Raw genomic sequence first — 20,007 nt, forward strand, 5'->3', positions numbered from 1 at the left:
TTTCAGGGGCGCGACGCCGCGCGGTCGGCGCGGGGTCTACGCCGCTACGAAGACTGCGAGACCAGCTGCTCCACCTGCTGCCCGCGCATCCGCTGTGAGATCACCGCGGTGATGCCGTCGCCCTGCATGGTCACGCCGTACAGCGCGTCGGCGACCTCCATCGTCGGCTTCTGGTGCGTGATGATGATCAGCTGCGACCGGGCCCTCAGCAGCTCGAACAGGCTGATCAGCCGGCGCAGGTTGGTGTCGTCGAGCGCGGCCTCCACCTCGTCCATGATGTAGAACGGCGACGGACGGGCGCGGAAGATGGCCACCAGCATCGCCACCGCGGTCAGCGCCTTCTCGCCACCGGACAGCAACGAGAGCCGGGTGATCTTCTTGCCGGGCGGACGGGCCTCCACCTCGATGCCGGTGGTGAGCATGTCGTCCGGATCGGTGAGCCGCAGCCGGCCCTCGCCGCCGGGGAACAGCACCGTGAAGACTTCCCGGAATTCGCGTTCCACGTCGACGAAGGCATCGCTGAACACCTGCAGGATGCGGGCATCGACGTCGGCGACGACGTCCAGCAGGTCCTTGCGGGCGGCCTTGACGTCCTCGAGCTGGGTGGACAGGAAGTTGTAGCGCTCCTCCAGCGCGGCGAACTCCTCCAGCGCCAGCGGGTTGACCCGGCCCAGCTCCGCGAGTTCCCGCTCGGCGCGTTTCGCGCGCCGCTCCTGGGTGGCCCGGTCGTACGGCATCGGAGCGGGCGCGACCACTTGCTCACCGCGTTCGCGCGCCTGCTCGAATTCGGCCATCTCGAGCTCGGTGGGCGGCAGGGCCACGTCCGGCCCGTACTCGGCGATCAGGTCGGGCGGCGCCATTCCGAACTGCTCGAGCACCATCTGTTCCAGCTGCTCGATGCGCATGGCCGCCTGCGCGTTGGCCACCTCATCCCGGTGCAGCGAGTCGGTGAGGGTGGCCACCCGGGCGCTCAACACGTTCACCTCTTCGCGCACCGCCGCCATCGCCGTCGCGCGCTCCTGGCGTTCGGCCGCCAGCGCGTCGCGGATCTTCGACGCCGCCGCGACCACCCTGTCCAGCCGCTGCGCCAGCAGCCGGCCGGAGTCGGCCACCGCGGCGGCCACGGCGGCCGCGCGCAGCCGCGCCTCGCGCGCCTGTTGGGCCCGCAGCCGTGCCTCGCGTTCGGCGGCCGCGGCACGGCGCAGCGAATCCGCGCGCCCGCGCACCGCATTGGCCCGCTCCTCGGCGGTCCGCACCGCCAGCCGGGCCTCCACCTCGGCGCTGCGGGCGGCCTCCGCGGCGGCGGCGATCCGCTGGCGGACCTCCGCATGGGTGGGTTCTTCGGCGTCCGAGTGCTGCGTCTGTTGAGCGTTGCGCAGCCGGTTTTCCAGCTCGGTGACTTCCTCGAGCGTCTGCGCGCGACCGGATTCGAGCTCCTCGCGCTGCCGCAGCAGCCTGCTCCACTCGTCTTCGGTCGTGCGGGCCTCCTGCCCGAGCCGGCCCAGCTGCTCGTACATCGCCGAGATCGCGGTGTCGGACTCGTTCAGCGCGGCCAATGCCTGTTCGGCGGAGTCCTGGCGCGCGGCCTGCTCGGTCAGCGCGCCCGAGAGCGCCGCGGTCAACTGGGCGACCTGCGACTCCGCGGCGGCCAGCTCGCTGCCGGCCTTGTCGATTTCCGAAGTCACCTCGAGCGTGGACAGCTTGCGGTCGGAGCCCCCGCTCACCCAGCCCGCGCCGACCAGGTCGCCGTCGAGCGTGACCGCGCGCAACTGCGGCCGCGTCGCCACCAGTTCGAGCGCCTGATCCAGGTCGTCGACCACCGCGACCCGCGAGAGCATCGCCGTGATGGCACCGCGAAGCCGCGCGGGCGCCTCGATCAGGTCCAGCGCCCATAAGGCGGTGCCCGGCAGGGCGTCGCGCGCCGCCTGGTGGTCGGCGGGCCAGTCACCGAGCACCAGCGCCGCGCGGCCGCCATCGGCCTGTTTGAGGGCGGCGACGGCGGACCGGGCCGCCCCGAAGCTTTCGGCGGCCAGCGCGTCGGCCGCCGATCCCAGCACAGCCGCCAGCGCCGCCTCGTAGCCGGAGCGGACTTTGACCAGCTTAGCGATTGGCCCGAAAAGCCCGGCCTGAGAATGATTTTCGGTAAGCCAGGCCGCGCCGTCCTTGCGCTCCAGCCCGACCGACAGCGCGTCGATGCGGGCCCGCAGCGAGGCCACCCGGCGTTCGGCGTCGCGTTCGGCGGATTGCAGTTCGGCGACGCGTGCGTCGGCCAACCGCAACGCGGCGACGGTGCGCTCGTGGTGCTCGTCCAGACCCACCTCGCCCTGGTCGAGTTCGCCGACGCGGCTCTGCACGGTTTCGAATTCCGCCTTGGACTGCTGCGCGCGGCTGGCGGCCTGTTCGATGCGTTCGGACAGCCGGGCGACGCTGTCGTCGATCGATTCGACCCGCGCCCGCATGGTCTCCACCTGACCGGCCAGCCGCGCCAGGCCTTCCCGCCGGTCCGCCTCGGCCCGCACAGCAGCGAGGTGAGCCCGGTCGGCCTCGGCGGCCTCGCGTTCACGTTCGCCCAGTTCGGCGCGGGCGGCATCGAGCCGCTTGCGCGTCTCGGCCAATTCGGCCAGCAATTGCTGCTCGGCGACGGCCACCCGCTCGGCCTCGGCTTCCAGCTCTTCCGGCTTTCTGGGGTCGGTGTCGCTGGGCGGCGCGGGTTCGGTGTCGAGATGGTGCGTGCGTTCGCTGGCGATGCGGACCGTCGCGGCCACCCGTTCGGCCAGCGCGGACAGCCCGAACCAGGTGTGCTGCACGGATTCGGCGCGAACCGACAGTTCGGTCACCGCCGCCTCGTGCGCGGTGAGCTCCTCGGACGCCACGGCCAGGCGGGCGGCGGCCTCGTCGTGCTCGCGGCGGATGGCCGCCTCGGCCTCGAAGATGGCGTCGCGCTGCACCTGCCGGCTGACCAGGTCGTCGGCCGCCAGGCGCAACCGGGCGTCACGCAGGTCGGCCTGGATGGTCTGGGCGCGACGGGCCACCTCGGCCTGGCGGCCCAGCGGTTTGAGCTGGCGGCGCAGCTCGGTGGTCAGATCGGTGAGCCGGGCCAGGTTCGCCGACATCGCGTCGAGTTTGCGGAGGGCCTTCTCCTTGCGCTTGCGGTGCTTGAGCACGCCGGCGGCCTCTTCGATGAAGGCGCGACGGTCTTCGGGTCGCGACTGCAGGATCTCGTCGAGCTTGCCCTGCCCCACGATGACGTGCATCTCGCGGCCGATCCCGGAATCGCTCAGCAGCTCCTGCACGTCCATCAAACGGCAACTGGCGCCGTTGATTTCGTATTCGCTGGCGCCGTCACGGAACATCCGGCGGGTGATCGACACCTCCGAGTATTCGATCGGCAGCGCATTGTCGGAGTTGTCGATGGTGACCGTGACTTCGGCGCGGCCCAGTGGGGCCCGCGACGAGGTGCCGGCGAAGATGACGTCTTCCATCTTGCCGCCGCGCAGGGTCTTTGCTCCCTGCTCCCCCATCACCCAGGCCAGGGCGTCGACGACGTTGGATTTGCCGGAACCGTTGGGCCCGACGACCGCGGTGATGCCCGGCTCGAAACGCAGAGTCGTCGGCGATGCGAAGGACTTGAAGCCCTTCAGCGTCAGACTCTTGAGGTACACGGCGAGCCAGACTACCGCTCAAATCGCCCGTGCCACCCTCACCGAGGGGTGTCGCCGGGGTCGAAATACAGCCGCCGAACACAGTCGACGCACTGGCCACAGTGACCACATCAGTCACGGGAACGGAAGCGAATCCCGGAGCCGAAACGTGATAGCGCCGGCGCTATCACGTTCGTCAGCGCTCGACGAAGCCTTCGTAACGTTCCTGCGGCTGCGACCAGTCGGCGACGACCTTCTCGACGCGGCCCGGCCTGGGCGGCCACGACTCGCCACCTTCCAGCAGGGCCAGCAGCTTCTCGCCGGCCTCCCGCGGACCCTGAGCGACCACCAGGACGCGGCCGTCGGCCTGGTTGGCCGCGTAGCCGGTCAGGCCCAACTCGAGCGCCCGACAGCGCGTCCACCAGCGAAAGCCGACGCCCTGGACCGTGCCGTGCACCCAGGCGGTGAGCCGGACGTCAGGATCCGACATCGGCGACCTTGAAATTGACCTGCGTGCCGGCTTTCAGCGTGCGCCCCACGGTGCAGACCAGGTCGATCGCCCGATCGACCACCACCAGCAGCCGCTCCCTCTCCTCCGAGGAGAGCCCGGACAGGTCGAGCTCGAGCGTCTCTTCCAGCAGCGGATAGACCTCGCGTTCGCGGTCGGCGTCCCCGGACACCTTGACCACCGCTTTGTAGTCGTCGCCGAGCCGGCGGGCGAGCGGCTGGTCGCTGGACATCCCGCTGCACGCGCCGAGCGCGATCTTCAGCAGCTCGCCGGGGGTGAACACGCCCTCGACGTCCTCCGAGCCGATGAGGACCTGCGCACCGCGCGAGCTGTATCCGATGTAACGGCGCGATCCCGTGCGCTCCACCCAGAGTTCGGTCATGCCCTACTTTTTACCGGGCGTGCTTTCACCGCGCCCTGGGCATACTGCGTTTCATGGCCACCGTGGTCGCATTCCACGCACATCCGGACGACGAGGTGATCCTCACCGGAGGCACGCTCGCGCGGGCGGCGGCGGGCGGGCATCGCGTGGTCGTCGTCACCGCGACCGATGGGCGCGTGCACAACGCGGAAAGCGATTTCCGGCTGGACGAATTGCGTTTGAGCGCAGACATTTTGGGGGCGCGGCGGGTTGAGTGCCTCGGCTATGCCGATAGCGGTTATGGCCCGCTGTTCTACCCGGACCCGCCGGGACGGGTCCGCTTCGGGCGAGCAAACGTCGAGGAGGCGGCGCAGCGGCTCGCGGCAATACTCAGCGAGGAAGACGCGGACCTCCTGCTCAGCTATCAGCCCAACGGCGGCTACGGCCACCGGGATCATGTCCAGGTGCATCACGTCGGCAAGCGGGCCGCCGAACTCGCGGCGACCCCGCGAGTGCTGGAGGCGACGATGCCGCGCGAATTGCTCTTGCGCATCGGCCATCTCGCCAGTCTGCTGCGGCTGCCGGCGCCCTACGAGCCGCACGTTGCGCGCACCGCGTACGCGCCGCGGGCGAGCATCACCCACCGCATTGACGTCTTCGGATTCGCGCGCCAGAAGCGAGACGCGTTCGCCGCCCACCGCTCGCAGATCGGTGAGTCCAGCGTGGGCGCCCGCATGTACGGGGTCCTACTTCGACTGCCACCCCAGGCGTTCGGCCTGTTGTTTCCCCGCGAGTGGTTTGTCGACCCGGCCTTGCCCGCGGGATCCGCGCGCCGGGACATCTTCGATTGATCCGCCTTCGACCCGCTCGGCGTTGGTGCACGCTGGCAAACCCTGGACGCATAGTCAAACTCGCGGTCGCGGCTGACATCTCGGGCAGAAGAACGACGACCGGTTCATGAACTTCTCCCGGCGCATCACGGCGCCACAGCGCCGGCAGTTCTGCCCCTCGCGGCCATAGGCGTCCAGCGACCGGTCGAAATAGCCCGATTCGCCGTTGACGTTGATATACAGCGAGTCGAACGACGTCCCGCCTTGCGCGAGCGCGTCGCGCATCACGTCGGCCGCGGCGTCCAGGACGGCGGCCAGCTGACGGCGGCTCAACCCGGCGGCGATCCGGGCGCCGTTGACCTTGGCCCGCCAAAGCGCCTCGTCGGCATAGATGTTGCCGATGCCCGACACCACCGTTTGGTCGAGGAGCTGCCGCTTGATCTCGGAATGCTTGCGCCGCAAGACATTAACGACAGCATCGCGGTCGAAGAGCGGGTCCAGCGGGTCGCGGGCGAGGTGCGCGACGGGGACCGGCACGATGCTGCCGTCCACGCTCACCAGATCGGCGAGCATCCATCCGCCGAAGGTGCGTTGGTCGGCGAAGCTCAGCACCGTTCCGTCGTCGAGCAGCGCGGAGATGCGGACGTGGTCGGCGCGCGGCACTTCCCCCAGCAGCATCTGCCCGCTCATGCCGAGGTGCACCACGAGCGCGGTGTCGGGCTGGCCCGGACCGTCGAGCAGCAGCCACAGGTACTTGCCGCGCCGATCGGTGCCGGTGATCCGGGCATTGAGCAGCCGGGCGGTGAGGTCGGCGGGCCCGGCCCCGTGACGGCGCACGGCGCGCGGATGGTGCACCCGCACGGCCGTGATGGTTTTGCCCACGACGCGGGCCTGCAAGCCGCGGCGCACCACCTCGACTTCGGGCAGCTCGGGCATCTAGACGGACGTTTGTCCGGCGGTGTCCAGCACTTCCAGCGCTTTCCAGGTGGCCGCCGCGGCCTTCTGCTCGGCTTCCTTCTTGGAGCGCCCCACGCCGGAGCCGTATTCGGTGTCCATCACGACGACGACGGCGGTGAATTCCTTGTCGTGGTCCGGGCCCGTGGAGGTGACGACGTAGGACGGCGCGCCCATGCCCCGCGCCGCGGTCAGCTCCTGCAGGCTGGTTTTCCAGTCCAGCCCGGCGCCCAGGGTCGGCGCGGCGTCCAGCAGCGGGCCGAACAACCGCAGGATCACCTCGCGGGCCGTGTCGATTCCGTGCTGCAGGTAGATGGCGCCCAGCAGCGATTCCATGCCGTCGGCCAGGATGCTCGACTTGTCTGCGCCGCCGGTGTTGGCTTCCCCGCGCCCGAGGTAGAGGTGCACGCCCAGGCCGTCCGCGGACAGCTTGCGCGCGACGTCGGCCAGCGCCTGGGTGTTGACGACGCTGGCCCGCAGCTTGGCCAGGTCCCCTTCCGAACGGTCGGGATGCCGGTGGTAGAGCTCGTCGGTGATGGTCAGGCCGAGTACGGCGTCGCCGAGGAATTCCAGCCGTTCGTTGGTCGGCAGCCCGCCGTGCTCGTAGGCGTAGCTGCGGTGCGTCAACGCCAGCGAGAGCAGCTCGTCGGGCAGCTCGACCCCGAGGGCATCGAGCAGGTCTTGCCGTGACGTCACTGCTCACCCCGCGCAGCGTCGGCCTCGGGATACATTCCCGCCAGCTTGGCCCACCGCGGGTCGATGCGGTCGTGGTGATGGTCTGGCTCGGCCGCGAGGGCAACGCCGCATTCGGGGCACAAACCCGGGCAGTCGGGCGTGCACACGGGCGAGAACGGCAGCTCCAGTCCCACGGCATCGACGATCGACTGCTCGAGGTCGATGATGTCGTCGACAATGTGACCGACCTCGTCTTCCTCGGTGGTCGCCTCGGTCGTGCTGTCGGGGTAGGCGAACAGTTCGGTCAACCGGACCTGCACGTGGCCCTTGACCGGGGTCAGGCAACGGGAGCATTCGCCCACGGTGGGCGCATCCACCGTCCCCGTCACCAATACGCCCTCGGAGACCGACTGAACTTGCAGGTCGAGTTCCAACGGAGCGCCCGCCTCGATCGCGATCATGTCGAGTCCGATGCGCGACGGGGTGGGCACGGTCTTCCGCAGGGTCACCATCGCGCCGGGGCGCCGCCCGAGCCGGGCGATGTCAATCGTCATCGGCGAGCTCAGATGGCGCCGCGAGGTGGTGCTGTGCTGCCGCGTCATATCAGAAATCCTACGGCGCGGGCCGCATAATTCCAGGGCGCGGCCGCCCGGTCGACGCGCTAGCGCACCGCGTAGTCGTGCGTACCGGCCGCCGTCCGGAGTTGGTGACGACCGCGCCCGACCGAGCGCAGGGTGCCGTTGAGGAATTCCTCGAACTCGGCGAGCTTGTTGTCGACGTAGATGTCGCATTCACCGCGCAGCCGGTCGGCCTCGGCGTGCGCCGAGTCGATCAGCCGGGTGGCCTCGGCGTTTGCCGCCTCCACCACGCTGTTCTGCGATACCAGGCGCTGCTGCTCCTTGATGCCCTCTTGCACGGCCTTCTCGTAGGAGATGTTGCCGTTCTCAAGCAGCCGGTCGGCCTCGGCCTGCGCGCGGCCGACGCTGGCCTCGTACTCGCGTTTGGCCGCCGTGGCGATGCGCATCGACTCCTCGCGGGCCTCGCCGACCATCCGCTCGCTGTGCTGGCGGGCCTCGCTCACCATGCGGTCGGCCTGCGCTTTTGCGTCGGACAACAGCCGGTCGGCCTCCGCGCGGGCGTGGTTGAGCATCGACTCCGACTCGGTGGTCGCCGAGGAGACCATGGAGTCGGCGTGCGACTTGGCGTCCTGCAGCATCGAATCGCGCGCGTCGAGCACGTCCTGGGCGTCATCCAGCTCGCCGGGGATCGCATCCTTGATGTCGTCGATCAGTTCCAGCACGTCACCGCGCGGCACCACGCAGCCGGCCGTCATCGGAACGCCGCGTGCTTCTTCAACGATGGCGCTCAGTTCGTCGAGCGCTTCAAAGACTCTGTACACGGCCATGTCCTCCTGGCGTCTGCAAAAACCCTGTTGTTACTAGTGTGCCTGGTGTTGCCTTTGTGACAGCGGTGGCGAGGTCGGTGTGTCGGACATTTGACCGCGACAACGACGCGAAACGCCGCCAAAAACCGGCTTCGGCCTCGCCATCACCGGTGAAATGCATCGAAACGCCCGTCCGCGCCGCCAAGGTTGGCTGCACCTGTTGCGGCCATTCTAGGGATCGCGGAGGCCCCAGGCGCCGGCCAGCGCGCTCCACGGCGCTTGACCTATACCCCTGGGGGGTATAAGTTTGGGGGCCCAGCCCATCGAGGGGAAGGATTGGAACTCGTGCTAGCAGCGGTCGGACACGCCCTGGCGGTGGCGGGATCGATGACGTGGGAAATCCTGTGGGCGCTGATCTTGGGGTTTGCCCTGTCGGCGGTGGTGCAGGCGGTGGTGCGGCGCTCGACCATCGTGGCGCTGCTGGGCGACGACCGGCCGCGCACCCTGGCGCTGGCCGCCGGCCTCGGTGCGGCGTCGTCGTGCTCGTACGCCGCGGTGGCGTTGGCCCGATCGCTCTTCCGCAAGGGGGCCAGCTTCACCGCCGCCATGGCATTCGAGATCGGCTCCACCAACCTGGTGGTGGAACTGGGCATCATCTTGGCCCTGCTGATGGGCTGGCAGTTCACCGCCGCGGAATTCGTCGGCGGCCCGCTGATGATCGTGGTGCTCGCCGTGTTGTTCCGGTTGTTCGTGCGCTCTCGGCTTGTCGATGCCGCCCGTGAGCAGGCCGACCGCGGAATCGCCGGCTCGATGGAAGGCCATGCGGCCATGGACATGTCCATCAAGAAGCAGGGCTCGTTCGCTCAGCGCCTCTTTTCCAGGGAGGGCTTCACGTCCGTTGCCCACGTGTTCGTGATGGAGTGGCTGGCGATCCTGCGCGACCTCGTCCTGGGCTTGTTGATCGCGGGGGCCATCGCGGCGTGGGTACCCGAAAAGTTTTGGCAGGTCTTCTTTTTGACCGACCATCCGGGCTGGTCGACGATATGGGGTCCGATCGTCGGACCAATCGTGGCGATCGTGTCCTTCGTCTGCTCGATCGGCAATGTCCCGCTGGCCGCGGTGCTGTGGAACGGGGGCATCAGTTTCGGCGGTGTCATCGCGTTCATTTACGCCGACCTGCTGATCCTGCCGATCCTCAACATCTACCGCAAGTACTACGGCACGAAGATGATGCTGACGCTGCTGGGCACGTTCTACGCCGCCATGGTCACCGCGGGCTATCTGGTCGAATTGATTTTCGGCGCAGCGAGTCTCATTCCCAAGCAGCGCAACGCCACGGTCATGGAAGCGACGATTTCGTGGAACTACACGACCTGGCTCAACATCGCCTTCCTTGCCGTCGCGGCCATTCTGGTGGTCCGGTTCGTCACCACGGGCGGAGTTCCGATGGCACGGATGATGGGCGGCTCCCCCGACGGTGGGCACGACCACGATCACGAGTGCCACTAGCTAACGGCGTGAAAACTCTTGAGCGAGTGAGGATTTAGGACCGGCCGGCGAGCTTCTCGCGCAGGCGGCGATTGACCGGTTCGGGCAGAAGTTCCGAGACGTCGCCGCCCAACAGCGCAACCTCTTTGGCCAAGGACGACGACACGAACGAATACCGCGGCGTCGTCGCGACGAAAAACGTGTCGACGCCGGCGATGTGCTTGTTCATCTGCGCCATCTGCAGCTCGTATTCGAAGTCGGTGCCGGTGCGCAGGCCCTTCACGATCGCGGTCATCCCCTGCGACCTGACGAAGTCCACCACCAGGCCCTGGCCGGCCTCGACGCGCAGGTTGGGCAGATGTGTCGTCGACTCGTTGATCATCGCGATCCGCTCGTCGAGTTCGAACATGCCCTTCTTGGCGGGATTGGTCAGGATCGCCACCACCACCTCGTCGAACTGAGCCGCCGCCCGCTCGAAGACGTCGATGTGGCCCAACGTCACTGGATCAAACGACCCCGGGCATACCGCGCCACTCATGACGCGCGCCGGCGACGATGCGGAACACAGAGATGAGACGGAGGTACGCCCCCGCACGTGGGAGGTACCCCCTCCCGCTTGCGGGGGAGAGCGGCGCACATGACGACAGACGGTACACGCCCGCCTCACAGTCGTTCGGCCATCTCCAAACGGGTGTCGCCGTACACGCGCGGCGGCCAGACGGACCAGCCGCGCGGCCAGGTCAGCTCCGCGCCGAACGCCGCCCGCTCCACCACCGCCACGGTTCCGGCCTGCGTCCAGCCGTGGGTGTCCAAAGCGGCCAGCGCGGCTTCCACGTCGGCGGCCTCGACGTCGTAGGGCGGGTCGGCCAGCACGAGGTCGACCGGGCTCTGGGTTCCGGTCGCCAAGACGGTCGCGACCGCGCCGCGGCGCACCGCCGCGCCGGGAAGACCGAGCGCGTCGATGTTGCGTGCGATGACGGAAGCGCTGCGCTGATCCGATTCCACGAACAGCGCCGAGGCGGCCCCTCGCGACAGCGCCTCCAATCCCAGTGCGCCGGAGCCGGCATAGAGGTCGAGCACCGCGACGCCGTTCAGGTCGCGCCGCACAGTCAAGATGTTGAAGAGCGACTCACGCACCCGATCGGTGGTCGGCCTGGTCCCTCGCGGCGGGACGGCGATGCGCCGGCCGCCTGCCACGCCGCCGATGATCCGGGTCACCTGCCACCACTTACAGCAGCGTCGACCAATAGTCCCAGAACCGCGCCATGATCAGCAGAAACACCGCGGTGAACCACAGCGCGGCGATGGACCACCGCCACTGGTACAGCACCCACGCCACACCGCGTCCCCGGCGTTGCAGCGCCGGGGAGAACACGATCGAGGCGACGACCACGAGCAGCGTCATGGTGGCCGCCCAGACCACCATGCAGTACGGGCACAACGCGCCGATGCTGTACAGGCTCTCGTAGATCAGCCAGTGCACGAACACGGCCCCGATCAGCAGCCCGATCATCAGGCCGATCCAATACCATTGCGGCAACGCCACTTTGGTCACCGCGAGCAGCCCGGTGACGACCACAACGGTGAACGCCCCCAGGCCGAGCAGCGGGTTGGGGAATCCCAGCACCGACGCCTGCGGCGTGACCATCACCGAACCGCACGACAGGATCGGGTTGAAGTTGCACGACGGCACGTACGCCGGGTTGAGCAGGAGGTCGATCTTCTCCACGGTCAGCGTCGCGGAGGCCACCAAGCCGATCACACCGGCGATCAGCACCCACCACGCGCTCGGCAAGGGCACGCGCGCTTCGGGACCCGATTCCGGTGTCAGGCCGGCGGTTTGGGCTGACACCGGGGTGGTCACGTGGCCGGGGGGGTCGCGGCGCCGTCGATGCCCGGCACGTCGCCCACGATGCTCTTGATCTTGGCGACCAGCGCATCGGGCGTGGACGGGTCGTAATCGTCGCCGTTGATCTTGATGGTCGGCGTGGCGTTGATCTTCGCGGCCGCCGCCTCACCCGTGACCTTGGCGATGTACTTGCCGCTGTTGATGCAGTCGGGCACCTTGCCCACGACGCCGGCCTCGCGCGCGAGTTCGATCAACCGGGCGTTGTCGGGAAAGCTGGTGCCGCGTTCGCTGGGCTGCAGGTCGGTAGTGAACAGCGCGGTGTGGAATCGGCGGAACGCGTCAAGGGACTCGTCGGCCACGCACAGGGCCGCGGCGCCCGCGCGCGACGAGTAGTTCTGGTTCCTGGAGTTGTCGAGGATCGACACCATGGAGTAGTCGGCCGCAATAGCGCCGACGTCGATCAGCCTGGAGACCGTCGGGCCGAAGGTGCGCTCGAAGTTGCCGCAGGCCGGGCAGAGGAAGTCCTCGTAGAAAGTGACCACGGCCTTGGGGTTGCTCGTACCGGGCTGGGTGACCAGCTTGCTCGATGTCACCCGCACGGTGTCGCCCGCGCCGATGGCCGCGGTCTTCTTGTGGTGCGTGACCACGATGTAGGAGACCAGCGCGACGAGGAAGATGACGACGACCGCGGTCCCGCCGATCTGGAGGAGTCGGCCCGATTTACCGTCGGCGGCCTTCATGTCAAAGCGCGGGGGGCGTTTGGATTTGTCGGCCACAGTTTCCGTGATCCTTCGGTGCTCGGGTTGTCGTTCGGTGGTGGACGTCACTCGTTCGTGGGCGCCTCTAGATTACCGGCGGCGACCGCGCAACAGGTCAGACCCGGCTCATGTGGGCGCGCAGCGCGGAAATCAACTCGGTGGTCGCGGCGGCGCTGCCGCCGCCGAGCTGGAACAGATTGGCGAAGCCGTGCGTCAGCGACCCCATGCACCGCAGATCGACCGCGGTCCCGGCGGCCTGCAGGGCCGCCGCGTAGCTCTCGCCTTCGTCGCGCAATGGGTCGAACCCGGCGACGGCGATCAGCGCGGGCGCCAGCCCGGCCAGCGACTCGGCCAGCAGCGGCGAGACCTGCGGGTCCGCCCGGTCGATGCCCGAACGCCTGAGGTATTGCGACTCGAACCAATCGATGTCGCGCTTGGTCAGCAGGAACCCGCGGGCGAACAGGCCCATCGAACGGGTCTGCGCGGTGAAGTCGGTCCGGGGGTAAATCAGCCACTGCAGCACGGGGGCGGGGTCACCCTCGTCGCGCGCCCGTTGGCACACGACGGCGGCCAGGTTGCCGCCCGCACTGTCGCCGCCGACCGCGACCCGCCCGGGCGCGGCGCCGAGTTCCCCGGCGTGGTCGTACGCCCACCTGAAGGCGGCGTACGCGTCCTCGACCGCGGCCGGCGCCGGGTGCTCGGGAGCCAGGCGGTAGTCGATCGACAGCACGTGGATGCCGGCGTCACGGCACGTCAACCGGCACAGCGCGTCGTAGGAGTCCAAGTCGCCGATCGACCATCCGCCGCCGTGGTAGAAGACCAGTACGGGCGCGGACGCGCCGTTGGCGGGACGGTAGTGACGCGCCGGGATCTCGCCGGCCGGCCCGGGCAGCGACAGCTCCTGGACGTCGACGTGGATCTGCGGCCCGGGAAGCTCCAGCGACAGCTGGCGCATCTGAGCGCGGGACGCGCCCGGATCGTCGTCGACGACCAGGCCGTCGATGCCGACGGCGCGCAGACCGGAGAGCATCAGCTGAAGCGTGGGGTCCAGTGTGTTGCCGTCGATGGTCACCGAGCGGCCACCGAACAGCGCGCGCTTGGCAGGGGTCGGGATCCACGGAATGACCTTGACCCCGATCGTGGAAACCGCGCCCTGCATGCGACTGGTCAGGCGCATGGGCGTGTGCTTCACGCCGAGGTGCAGGTCCGGCGCGGGCACGCTCTTGGTCATGGGTACTCCCTCGAATAAAACGTCGTAACGCTCGACGCTGCCCGCCGTCGTCTCGGAGCCCTCCGGCCCCGGCGGCCACCGGTGAGTGCCCTTGGTGCCGGGCGCGCTGCGCGGCCGACAGGGCACTTGCCGGTTCCGGTGCGCCGTGTGACCAACACTACGTGGTCACGATTATGCGAAATGCAGACCAGGGTCCGATAACACTGCGCGCCCCGCCCCGGCGTTTGACGAGGTGGTATTTTGCAGCCCGGTAATATCGCGCCGATGGAATGGCGTCGATCTCCTCGCTCGATGACGACATCCGGTTTGGTCCACGAACGTTTAATTTCATAGGCAGGTGAATACATTGGCTGGCGAGTCGGGCGTTGCCGTGCCCTCGATAGCTCTTAATGACGAAAACACGATGCCCGTCCTTGGCCTTGGCGTCGCGGATTTGTCGGAGGACGAGACCGAGCGCGCGGTCTCCGCGGCGCTGGAGATGGGCTGCCGGCTGATCGACACCGCCTCGGCCTACGGCAACGAAGCGGCCGTCGGCCGCGCGATTGCGTCCTCCGGGATTCCGCGCGCCGAACTGTTCGTCACCACCAAACTCGCCACCGCCGACCACGGGTTCCTGCGCTCCATGGAGGCCTGCAAGGAGAGCCTGGAGCGGCTGGGCCTGGATTATCTCGACCTGTACCTGATCCACTGGCCGGTCCCGGCACGAGGCGAATATGTGAATTCCTTCGGCGGGCTGATCCAGTGCCGCGGGGACGGGCTCGCGCGTTCGATCGGCGTCTCGAACTTCACCGACATACACGTGACGGACGTCATCGACCTGAGCTTTGTGACCCCGGTGGTCAACCAGGTCGAGTTGCACCCGCTGCTCAACCAGGAAGCGCTGCGCAAAACCAACGCCGAACACAACGTGGTTACCCAGGCCTACACGCCGCTGGCGCTCGGCAAGTTGAACGACAACCCGACGGTGACTTCCGTTGCCGGCGAGTACGGCAAGACGCCTGCGCAGGTGCTGCTGCGGTGGAACCTGCAGCTGGGCAACGCGGTCGTCTTCCGCTCCGCCAATCCCGAGCACATCGCCGGGAACCTCGACGTGTTCGACTTCGAGTTGGCCGCCGAGCACATGGACGCCATCAACGGGCTCAACGACGGCACCCGGCTGCGCCCGGACCCGAACACCTACGACGGCACCTGACCTAGCCCGCCGGGCAGGTGGCCGCCGCCTGACGCAATATCGGAGTCGACGGCTGGTCCACCGGTAACGAATAGCCGCGCAGCACGGCGATGAACTGCATGGCGTACTGACAGGCGAACGCGGCATTCGGCGGCATCCACAGCGCCGGCGGCGCGTCGCCCTTGTCCTGATTGGCCTGTCCTTGGACGGCCAGGAGGTTGGCCGGATCGTTGGCGAACCGCAGCCGCTCGCCCGCCGGCCAGGCATAGGCGCCCATGTCCCAGGCGTAGGCGAGCGGGACGATGTGGTCGATCTGCACCGCCTCGCCGACCTTGGCGCCGCGCTGGAACGCGATCGTGGTGTTGGTATACGGGTCGTGCAGGGTGCCGGTGGCCACCGCGTCCGGACACCGTTTGGTCGACACATAGGTCTTGTCGACGAGGTCGCGGTTGAGGATGTCGTCGCGGGTGTCGCAGCCGTTGTGCCCCAGCGGGGCGTCGTTGTCGTCGTCCCACGCGTCGCCGAAGGCCGCCCTGCGATAGTCGTACCGGTGTGCGCGCAGCGGCAGCACCGCGATGCCCGCGAGCACGTCGGTGCCGGGTTGCACGGTGGGAACGTCGGCGCGAGCCGCGTACTCGGCGGCATGCCTGGCGGTCGAGGATCCGACCGTCTGGTAGGCGACCAGCAGCGCGAGCGCCGCGACCGCGGACAACCACAGCAGCACCTTGCGATTCACCGGCGCCGTCCCCCACAAGTGGGAGGTGCCCCCACTGCATCGTCGCCGGCGGTCACGACTTGTCCAGGTATTCGATCCGGTCAGTGTTCACGAAAGGCGCTGCCAGCAAAGCCAATTCGGGGCTGGCCGGATCATCGGCGTAGGCCCGCACGCAGAAGTCGCGCGCGGCCTCGATGACGTCGCGATGGTCGGCCAACGAGAGCAAGCGCAGATTGATCGCTCGACCGGACTGGTTGCGGCCCAAGACGTCTCCCTCCCGACGCTCCTTGAGGTCCAGGTCGGCGAGCGCGAACCCGTCCAAGGTGGCGGCAACGGCGGAAAGCCGCCGGCCCGCCGGTGACTCCGGCGAAACCCAGCTGGCGAGCAGGCACAGGCTGGGATGCTGGCCGCGGCCGATGCGGCCGCGCAGTTGATGCAGCTGGCTGATCCCGAAGCGGTCGGCGTCCATCACCAGCATCACCGTGGCATTGGGAACATCCACACCCACCTCGATGACGGTGGTGCATACCAGCACATCGATCTCACCGGCCCGGAAGGCTGCCATCGCGGCGTCCTTCTCGTCGGCGGACAACCGCCCGTGCATCAGCCCCAGACGCACATCGGCCAGCTCGCCGGAACGCAGCCGGGCGTAGAGACCCTCGGCGGTTGCCGACGGTCTGACGTTCTGCTCCTGCTTCTCCGCGTCGTCGGTCTCGTCGATCCGCGGCGCCACCACGTAGGCCTGGCGCCCGGCGGCGACCTCTTCGATGACACGCCGCCAGGCCCGCTCGAGCCACGCGGGCTTGTCCTTGACGAAGATGACGTTGCTGGTGATCGGCTGGCGTCCGCGCGGAAGCTCGCGCAGCGTCGAGGTTTCCAGATCGCCGTAGACGGTCAACGCGACCGTGCGCGGTATCGGCGTCGCCGTCATCACCAGCAGGTGGGGGGTGACGCCGGGACGGGCCTTGGCGCGCAATTGGTCTCGCTGTTCGACACCGAACCGGTGTTGCTCGTCGACCACCACCATGCCCAGGTTGTGGAATTCCACCGCGTCCTGCAACAGCGCATGCGTGCCGACGACGATCCCGACCTGACCGCTTGCCACTTCGTCACGGACTTGCTTCTTCTGCGCGGCCGTCATCGAACCCGTGAGCAGGCCGACCCGGGTCGCGTTGTCCGCGCCGCCGAGCTGGCCCGCCATCGCCAACGGGCCGAGCACGTCATTGATCGACCGCAGGTGTTGGGCGGCAAGGACTTCCGTGGGCGCAAGCAGCGCACACTGATAACCGGTATCCACCAGCTGCAGCATCGCCAGCACCGCGATGATGGTCTTGCCCGAACCGACCTCACCTTGGAGCAGGCGGTTCATCGGCCGGGTTGCCGACAGCTCTTGCCCGAACACGTCGAGCACCTCGCGCTGCCCCGCGGTCAGCTCAAACGGCAACCGCCGCAGCAGTTCCGCGGCCAGACCGTCGGGGCGCGGCGGCGCCGGGGGCCCGGATTCCGACAACTCGCTGTGCCGCCGGGCGACCAGCGCCCACTGCAGCCCGACGGCTTCGTCGAAGGTCAGGCGCTCCCGCGCCCGCCTCCGTGCCGCCTCGTCTTCGGCCAAGTGGATGTCGCGCAACGCGAGGTCTTCGGAGACCAGGCCGTAACGGCCGCGCAGGTCGGCGGGCAGCGGGTCGTCCACCGGATCCAGGACGTCGAGCACTTGGCGCACGCACCTGAATATGTCCCAGCTCTGCAACTTCGTGGTGGCCGGATAAATCGGAAAGAAGGCTCGCTCGAAGGCCGCCATCTGCACCTCGCCGGTGGTGGCTTGCGAGGCGATGGCGATGTTCTTCAGGGAGCTGGTGCCGCGGTTCTTGCCGTCCGGGGAGTCGAGGATGAGGAACGCCGGGTGCGTCAGCTGCATGACGTTGTTGAAGAATCCGACCTCCCCGGAGAGCATCACCTTGGCGCCTTCGGTCAGGTCCTTCTTCAAATAGTTCGCGTTGAAGAACGTCGCGGTCACCTTGTTGCGGCCGGCGCCGAGGGTGATGCGGTGGCACAGCTTCTTCGGGGTCTTCTTCATCGGCCACGTCTTGGTTTCGGTGATCGTGTCGACGATCGTGATGTGCTCGCCGGCCGGCGGGCGTTGATCGTCGGAGCCCCAGCGGGTGGCGCCCTCGGTGTAGCTGCGCGGATAGTGGCGCAGCAGATCGTCGACGGTCCGGATGCCCAATTCCTCGTCGAGCTGGTCGGCGGCCTTGGCGCCCACCACGAAGTCCAGCCGGTCGCCCAGCGACGCCACGGCTACTCGACCCCGATCAAGAGCGCATCACCGCGATGGCCGGTGCGGTAGGTGACGAGTTCGGTTCCCGGGTGGTGGTCGTGCATGTGCTTTTCCAGGACGTCGCCCACGGCCGCCGCGTTCTCTTGCGTGTCGATGTCGGCGCCGACCAGCACCGTCACCAGGTCGCCGCCGGAGGCCAACAGCAGGTCGAGCAGGCCGATGGCAGCCGCGACCGCGTCGGCGGCCACGATCAACACCTCGTCCCCGGCGATCCCCAGGCCGTCGCCCGGCTGGCAGCGGCCCGCCCACGTCAACGCGCTCTCGGTCGCGATGCGCACCGATGCGTGCCGGGCGGCACCGGCGGCACGGGCCATCGTGTAGCCGTCGTCCACCGCCTGCCGGTCGGTTTCGTGCACGGCCAGCGCGGCCAGCCCCTGCACCATCGACCCCGTCGGGATCGGCACCACGTCGATGCCCCACCCGATGGCCGCGGTGCACCCGGCCACCAGCTCCTCGGCGGGCACGTAGCCGTTGGGCAGCACCATCACCTGCGCAGCAGCGGTGTCGACCACCGCCCGCATCAGCTGGTGGGCGCTGATGTTGGGTTCGTTGGCGGCCGGATCGCGCTGCAGCACACAGGCACCTTCGCCGCCGAACAGCTCGGCGGCGCCATCGCCGTCGACCACCGCCAGCACGGCGCGTTCCCGTGTCCAGCCACCGGCCGGCAGCCCCGTGCCGCCGGAGCTCAACGCAGAAATCACGATGCGACTCAGCCGCCCAGCCGCCAGCCCCGCCTCGACCGCGGCGCCGGCGTCGTCGGTGTGCACGTGCACCGAGTACGTGCAATCGGCCGACGACGGCGCGGCGGCGATGCCCACGGAGTCCCCCAGCTCCCCGAGCCGGTCGCGCAGCGCGTCGGCCGCGGACGGATCGCATCCGTCCAGCCGGTACATCACCTCGAACTGCGGTGCCGGCCGCTCGGCGGCGCCGTCCGGTTGCGGTGCCGGCGGCGAGAGCTCGTACACCGTTCGGGCGGGCGCCTGGCCGGTGACGGTGGTGCGCAGGGCGTCCAGTAGGACCAGCAGGCCCCGCCCGCCGGCGTCCACGGCACCGGCGTCGGCGAGCACGTCGAGCTGTTCGGGCGTCTTCTCCAGCGCGACGACCGCCGCATCGCCGGCGGCGATGATCGCCGCGGCGAGCCCTTCCCCGGCCTGGGCGCACTCCCCGACGGCGTCGGCCGCGGCCCGCAGCACCGAGACGATGGTCCCCGGGATCTCGTCCCCGCCCATCGAGGTGATGACCAGGTCCACGCCGCGGCGCAACGACGCCTCGAGGATGGCCGCGTCCATGTGGGGCAGCTCACCGCCGGAATCGGTGGCCGCGAGGGCGGTGACGTCGGCGATGCCCCGCAGGATTTGGGACAAGATCACGCCGGAATTGCCGCGGGCGCCGTTCAGCGCACCGGCCGACATCGCCGCGGCCGTCCGGGCGACGCAGGCCGAGCCGCCCTCGGAATTGACGCCCGCGTTGGCCTCGGCCAGCGCCGAGCGCATGGTGAACAGCATGTTCGCGCCGGTGTCGGAATCGGCAACCGGAAAGACATTGAGCCGGTTGATCTCATCGATGTGGGTGATCAGGTCGCTGACGGCGGTGTGCGCCCAGTCCCGCAAGGTGATGGCGTCCAGCAGACGCTCCGACGCTCCCAGTGTTACCCACCTCCTCCACACCCAGCTCCCGGTGGGCGCCAGCGTAGCTCGGCGGCCCGGGCGACGGCTGCCCGTGACCACCACCCGCCGGCGGGGCGATCCGACCCATTGAGCCTAGCCAGACGGGGCGACAGCGGCGTCGATCGTTTTGGTGGTTGCCAGGACAATCGCCTATCCTGGTTGGGCCCGGTCAGCCCGGGCTGTCCCGGCCGCGTGTCAGACCGCCGAGCCGGACCCCCGAGATTTGAGGAGCTTGAACCATGGCCGCTGTGTGCGACATCTGCGGGAAAGGCCCCGGCTTCGGTAAGTCGGTGTCGCACTCCCACCGCCGCACCAGCCGTCGGTGGGACCCCAACGTTCAGACCGTGCACGTCGTCACCCGGCCGGGCGGCAACAAGCAGCGCCTGAACGTCTGCACGTCCTGCATCAAGGCCGGCAAGGTCGTCCGGGGCTAGTCCGCC

The 20,007-nt window shown here is 68.8% G+C and carries 19 protein-coding genes; 4 read left to right on the top strand and 15 right to left on the bottom strand.

What is annotated here, in order from left to right; genetic code table 11:
• Positions 1 to 44 precede the first annotated feature (44 nt).
• The 3 genes from smc to A5773_RS19355 all read right to left on the bottom strand — a co-directional run bounded on the left by smc (position 45) and on the right by A5773_RS19355 (position 4,531).
• Positions 45 to 3,662, bottom strand: coding sequence for a chromosome segregation protein SMC (gene smc / locus A5773_RS19345; RefSeq protein WP_066952559.1), 3,618 nt, complete (start codon positions 3,660 to 3,662; stop codon positions 45 to 47).
• 175 nt (positions 3,663 to 3,837) lie between these two features.
• Positions 3,838 to 4,131 (bottom strand): acylphosphatase, encoded by a 294-nt coding sequence (locus A5773_RS19350; RefSeq protein WP_067266149.1) that lies wholly within the window; start codon positions 4,129 to 4,131, stop codon positions 3,838 to 3,840.
• The gene (locus A5773_RS19355) at positions 4,118 to 4,531 is read right to left on the bottom strand and encodes an OsmC family protein (RefSeq protein ID WP_067792208.1); all 414 of its coding nucleotides are present in this window, start codon (positions 4,529 to 4,531) and stop codon (positions 4,118 to 4,120) included. Before A5773_RS19355 ends, A5773_RS19350 begins: the two co-directional genes overlap by 14 nt.
• A 53-nt stretch (positions 4,532 to 4,584) precedes the next feature.
• Here A5773_RS19355 and A5773_RS19360 point away from each other — a divergent pair, with 53 nt between their 5' ends.
• Positions 4,585 to 5,361 carry a PIG-L deacetylase family protein gene (locus A5773_RS19360; protein WP_066952553.1) on the top strand — a complete coding sequence of 259 codons (777 nt, stop codon included), beginning with the start codon at positions 4,585 to 4,587 and terminating at the stop codon, positions 5,359 to 5,361.
• Between the two features lie 54 nt (positions 5,362 to 5,415).
• On the opposite strand, the gene mutM is transcribed toward A5773_RS19360, so the two are convergent.
• The 4 genes from mutM to sepIVA are packed head-to-tail and all read right to left on the bottom strand — an operon-like array spanning position 5,416 to position 8,368.
• Positions 5,416 to 6,276 carry a DNA-formamidopyrimidine glycosylase gene (gene mutM, locus A5773_RS19365; RefSeq protein WP_066952551.1) on the bottom strand — a complete coding sequence of 287 codons (861 nt, stop codon included), beginning with the start codon at positions 6,274 to 6,276 and terminating at the stop codon, positions 5,416 to 5,418.
• Positions 6,277 to 6,990: a ribonuclease III gene (gene rnc / locus A5773_RS19370; RefSeq protein ID WP_066952549.1), complete on the bottom strand. Its 714-nt coding sequence runs from the start codon at positions 6,988 to 6,990 to the stop codon at positions 6,277 to 6,279.
• Complete coding sequence (locus A5773_RS19375) at positions 6,987 to 7,571, bottom strand: DUF177 domain-containing protein (protein WP_197505512.1); 585 nt, start codon at positions 7,569 to 7,571, stop codon at positions 6,987 to 6,989. Before A5773_RS19375 ends, rnc begins: the two co-directional genes overlap by 4 nt.
• A 59-nt stretch (positions 7,572 to 7,630) precedes the next feature.
• Positions 7,631 to 8,368 carry a cell division protein SepIVA gene (sepIVA, locus tag A5773_RS19380; protein WP_066952700.1) on the bottom strand — a complete coding sequence of 246 codons (738 nt, stop codon included), beginning with the start codon at positions 8,366 to 8,368 and terminating at the stop codon, positions 7,631 to 7,633.
• 321 nt (positions 8,369 to 8,689) lie between these two features.
• Between sepIVA and A5773_RS19385 the strand changes: the two genes are divergently transcribed.
• Positions 8,690 to 9,862, top strand: coding sequence for a permease (locus A5773_RS19385; protein ID WP_082948308.1), 1,173 nt, complete (start codon positions 8,690 to 8,692; stop codon positions 9,860 to 9,862).
• Between the two features lie 34 nt (positions 9,863 to 9,896).
• Here A5773_RS19385 and coaD read toward each other — a convergent pair whose 3' ends face one another.
• The 5 genes from coaD to A5773_RS19410 all read right to left on the bottom strand — a co-directional run bounded on the left by coaD (position 9,897) and on the right by A5773_RS19410 (position 13,679).
• On the bottom strand, positions 9,897 to 10,379 hold the full coding sequence (coaD, locus tag A5773_RS19390; protein ID WP_066952547.1) for a pantetheine-phosphate adenylyltransferase: 483 nt from the start codon (positions 10,377 to 10,379) through the stop codon (positions 9,897 to 9,899).
• 125 nt (positions 10,380 to 10,504) lie between these two features.
• Positions 10,505 to 11,059 carry a 16S rRNA (guanine(966)-N(2))-methyltransferase RsmD gene (gene rsmD, locus A5773_RS19395; RefSeq protein ID WP_066952543.1) on the bottom strand — a complete coding sequence of 185 codons (555 nt, stop codon included), beginning with the start codon at positions 11,057 to 11,059 and terminating at the stop codon, positions 10,505 to 10,507.
• A 10-nt stretch (positions 11,060 to 11,069) separates the two neighbouring features.
• Positions 11,070 to 11,693 (bottom strand): vitamin K epoxide reductase family protein, encoded by a 624-nt coding sequence (locus A5773_RS19400; protein WP_197505511.1) that lies wholly within the window; start codon positions 11,691 to 11,693, stop codon positions 11,070 to 11,072.
• 8 nt (positions 11,694 to 11,701) lie between these two features.
• Positions 11,702 to 12,466 (bottom strand): DsbA family protein, encoded by a 765-nt coding sequence (locus A5773_RS19405; protein WP_066952695.1) that lies wholly within the window; start codon positions 12,464 to 12,466, stop codon positions 11,702 to 11,704.
• A 97-nt stretch (positions 12,467 to 12,563) separates the two neighbouring features.
• Positions 12,564 to 13,679: an alpha/beta hydrolase gene (locus A5773_RS19410; protein WP_066952539.1), complete on the bottom strand. Its 1,116-nt coding sequence runs from the start codon at positions 13,677 to 13,679 to the stop codon at positions 12,564 to 12,566.
• Positions 13,680 to 14,025: 346 nt separating this feature from the next.
• Here A5773_RS19410 and A5773_RS19415 point away from each other — a divergent pair, with 346 nt between their 5' ends.
• Positions 14,026 to 14,871 carry an aldo/keto reductase gene (locus A5773_RS19415; RefSeq protein WP_156659475.1) on the top strand — a complete coding sequence of 282 codons (846 nt, stop codon included), beginning with the start codon at positions 14,026 to 14,028 and terminating at the stop codon, positions 14,869 to 14,871.
• A gap of 1 nt (position 14,872) precedes the next feature.
• Here the strand turns inward: A5773_RS19415 and A5773_RS19420 are convergent, their stop codons facing one another.
• The 3 genes from A5773_RS19420 to A5773_RS19430 are packed head-to-tail and all read right to left on the bottom strand — an operon-like array spanning position 14,873 to position 19,546.
• Positions 14,873 to 15,586 carry an HNH endonuclease family protein gene (locus A5773_RS19420; protein ID WP_067266241.1) on the bottom strand — a complete coding sequence of 238 codons (714 nt, stop codon included), beginning with the start codon at positions 15,584 to 15,586 and terminating at the stop codon, positions 14,873 to 14,875.
• Between the two features lie 52 nt (positions 15,587 to 15,638).
• On the bottom strand, positions 15,639 to 17,858 hold the full coding sequence (gene recG / locus A5773_RS19425; protein WP_067792210.1) for an ATP-dependent DNA helicase RecG: 2,220 nt from the start codon (positions 17,856 to 17,858) through the stop codon (positions 15,639 to 15,641).
• 2 nt (positions 17,859 to 17,860) lie between these two features.
• Positions 17,861 to 19,546, bottom strand: coding sequence for a DAK2 domain-containing protein (locus tag A5773_RS19430; protein ID WP_066952693.1), 1,686 nt, complete (start codon positions 19,544 to 19,546; stop codon positions 17,861 to 17,863).
• A gap of 260 nt (positions 19,547 to 19,806) precedes the next feature.
• Here A5773_RS19430 and rpmB point away from each other — a divergent pair, with 260 nt between their 5' ends.
• Positions 19,807 to 20,001, top strand: a complete 195-nt coding sequence (rpmB, locus tag A5773_RS19435; RefSeq protein WP_046185726.1) for a 50S ribosomal protein L28 — start codon at positions 19,807 to 19,809, stop codon at positions 19,999 to 20,001.
• The last annotated feature ends 6 nt before the right edge of the window (positions 20,002 to 20,007 follow it).

Origin of the sequence: Mycobacterium sp. 852014-52450_SCH5900713, assembly GCF_001667075.1 — a bacterium.
In the GTDB taxonomy this organism is placed as follows: domain Bacteria; phylum Actinomycetota; class Actinomycetes; order Mycobacteriales; family Mycobacteriaceae; genus Mycobacterium.

Bases quoted from the DNA above. Each gene is read 5' to 3' on its own strand.
- A5773_RS19375 (WP_197505512.1), bottom strand. From the start codon at position 7,571: ATGACGCGGCAGCACAGCACCACCTCGCGGCGCCATCTGAGCTCGCCG.
- A5773_RS19360 (WP_066952553.1), top strand. From the start codon at position 4,585: ATGGCCACCGTGGTCGCATTCCACGCACATCCGGACGACGAGGTGATC.
- A5773_RS19350 (WP_067266149.1), bottom strand. From the start codon at position 4,131: ATGTCGGATCCTGACGTCCGGCTCACCGCCTGGGTGCACGGCACGGTC.
- A5773_RS19355 (WP_067792208.1), bottom strand. From the start codon at position 4,531: ATGACCGAACTCTGGGTGGAGCGCACGGGATCGCGCCGTTACATCGGA.
- rpmB (WP_046185726.1), top strand. From the start codon at position 19,807: ATGGCCGCTGTGTGCGACATCTGCGGGAAAGGCCCCGGCTTCGGTAAG.
- mutM (WP_066952551.1), bottom strand. From the start codon at position 6,276: ATGCCCGAGCTGCCCGAAGTCGAGGTGGTGCGCCGCGGCTTGCAGGCC.
- coaD (WP_066952547.1), bottom strand. From the start codon at position 10,379: ATGAGTGGCGCGGTATGCCCGGGGTCGTTTGATCCAGTGACGTTGGGC.
- A5773_RS19410 (WP_066952539.1), bottom strand. From the start codon at position 13,679: ATGACCAAGAGCGTGCCCGCGCCGGACCTGCACCTCGGCGTGAAGCAC.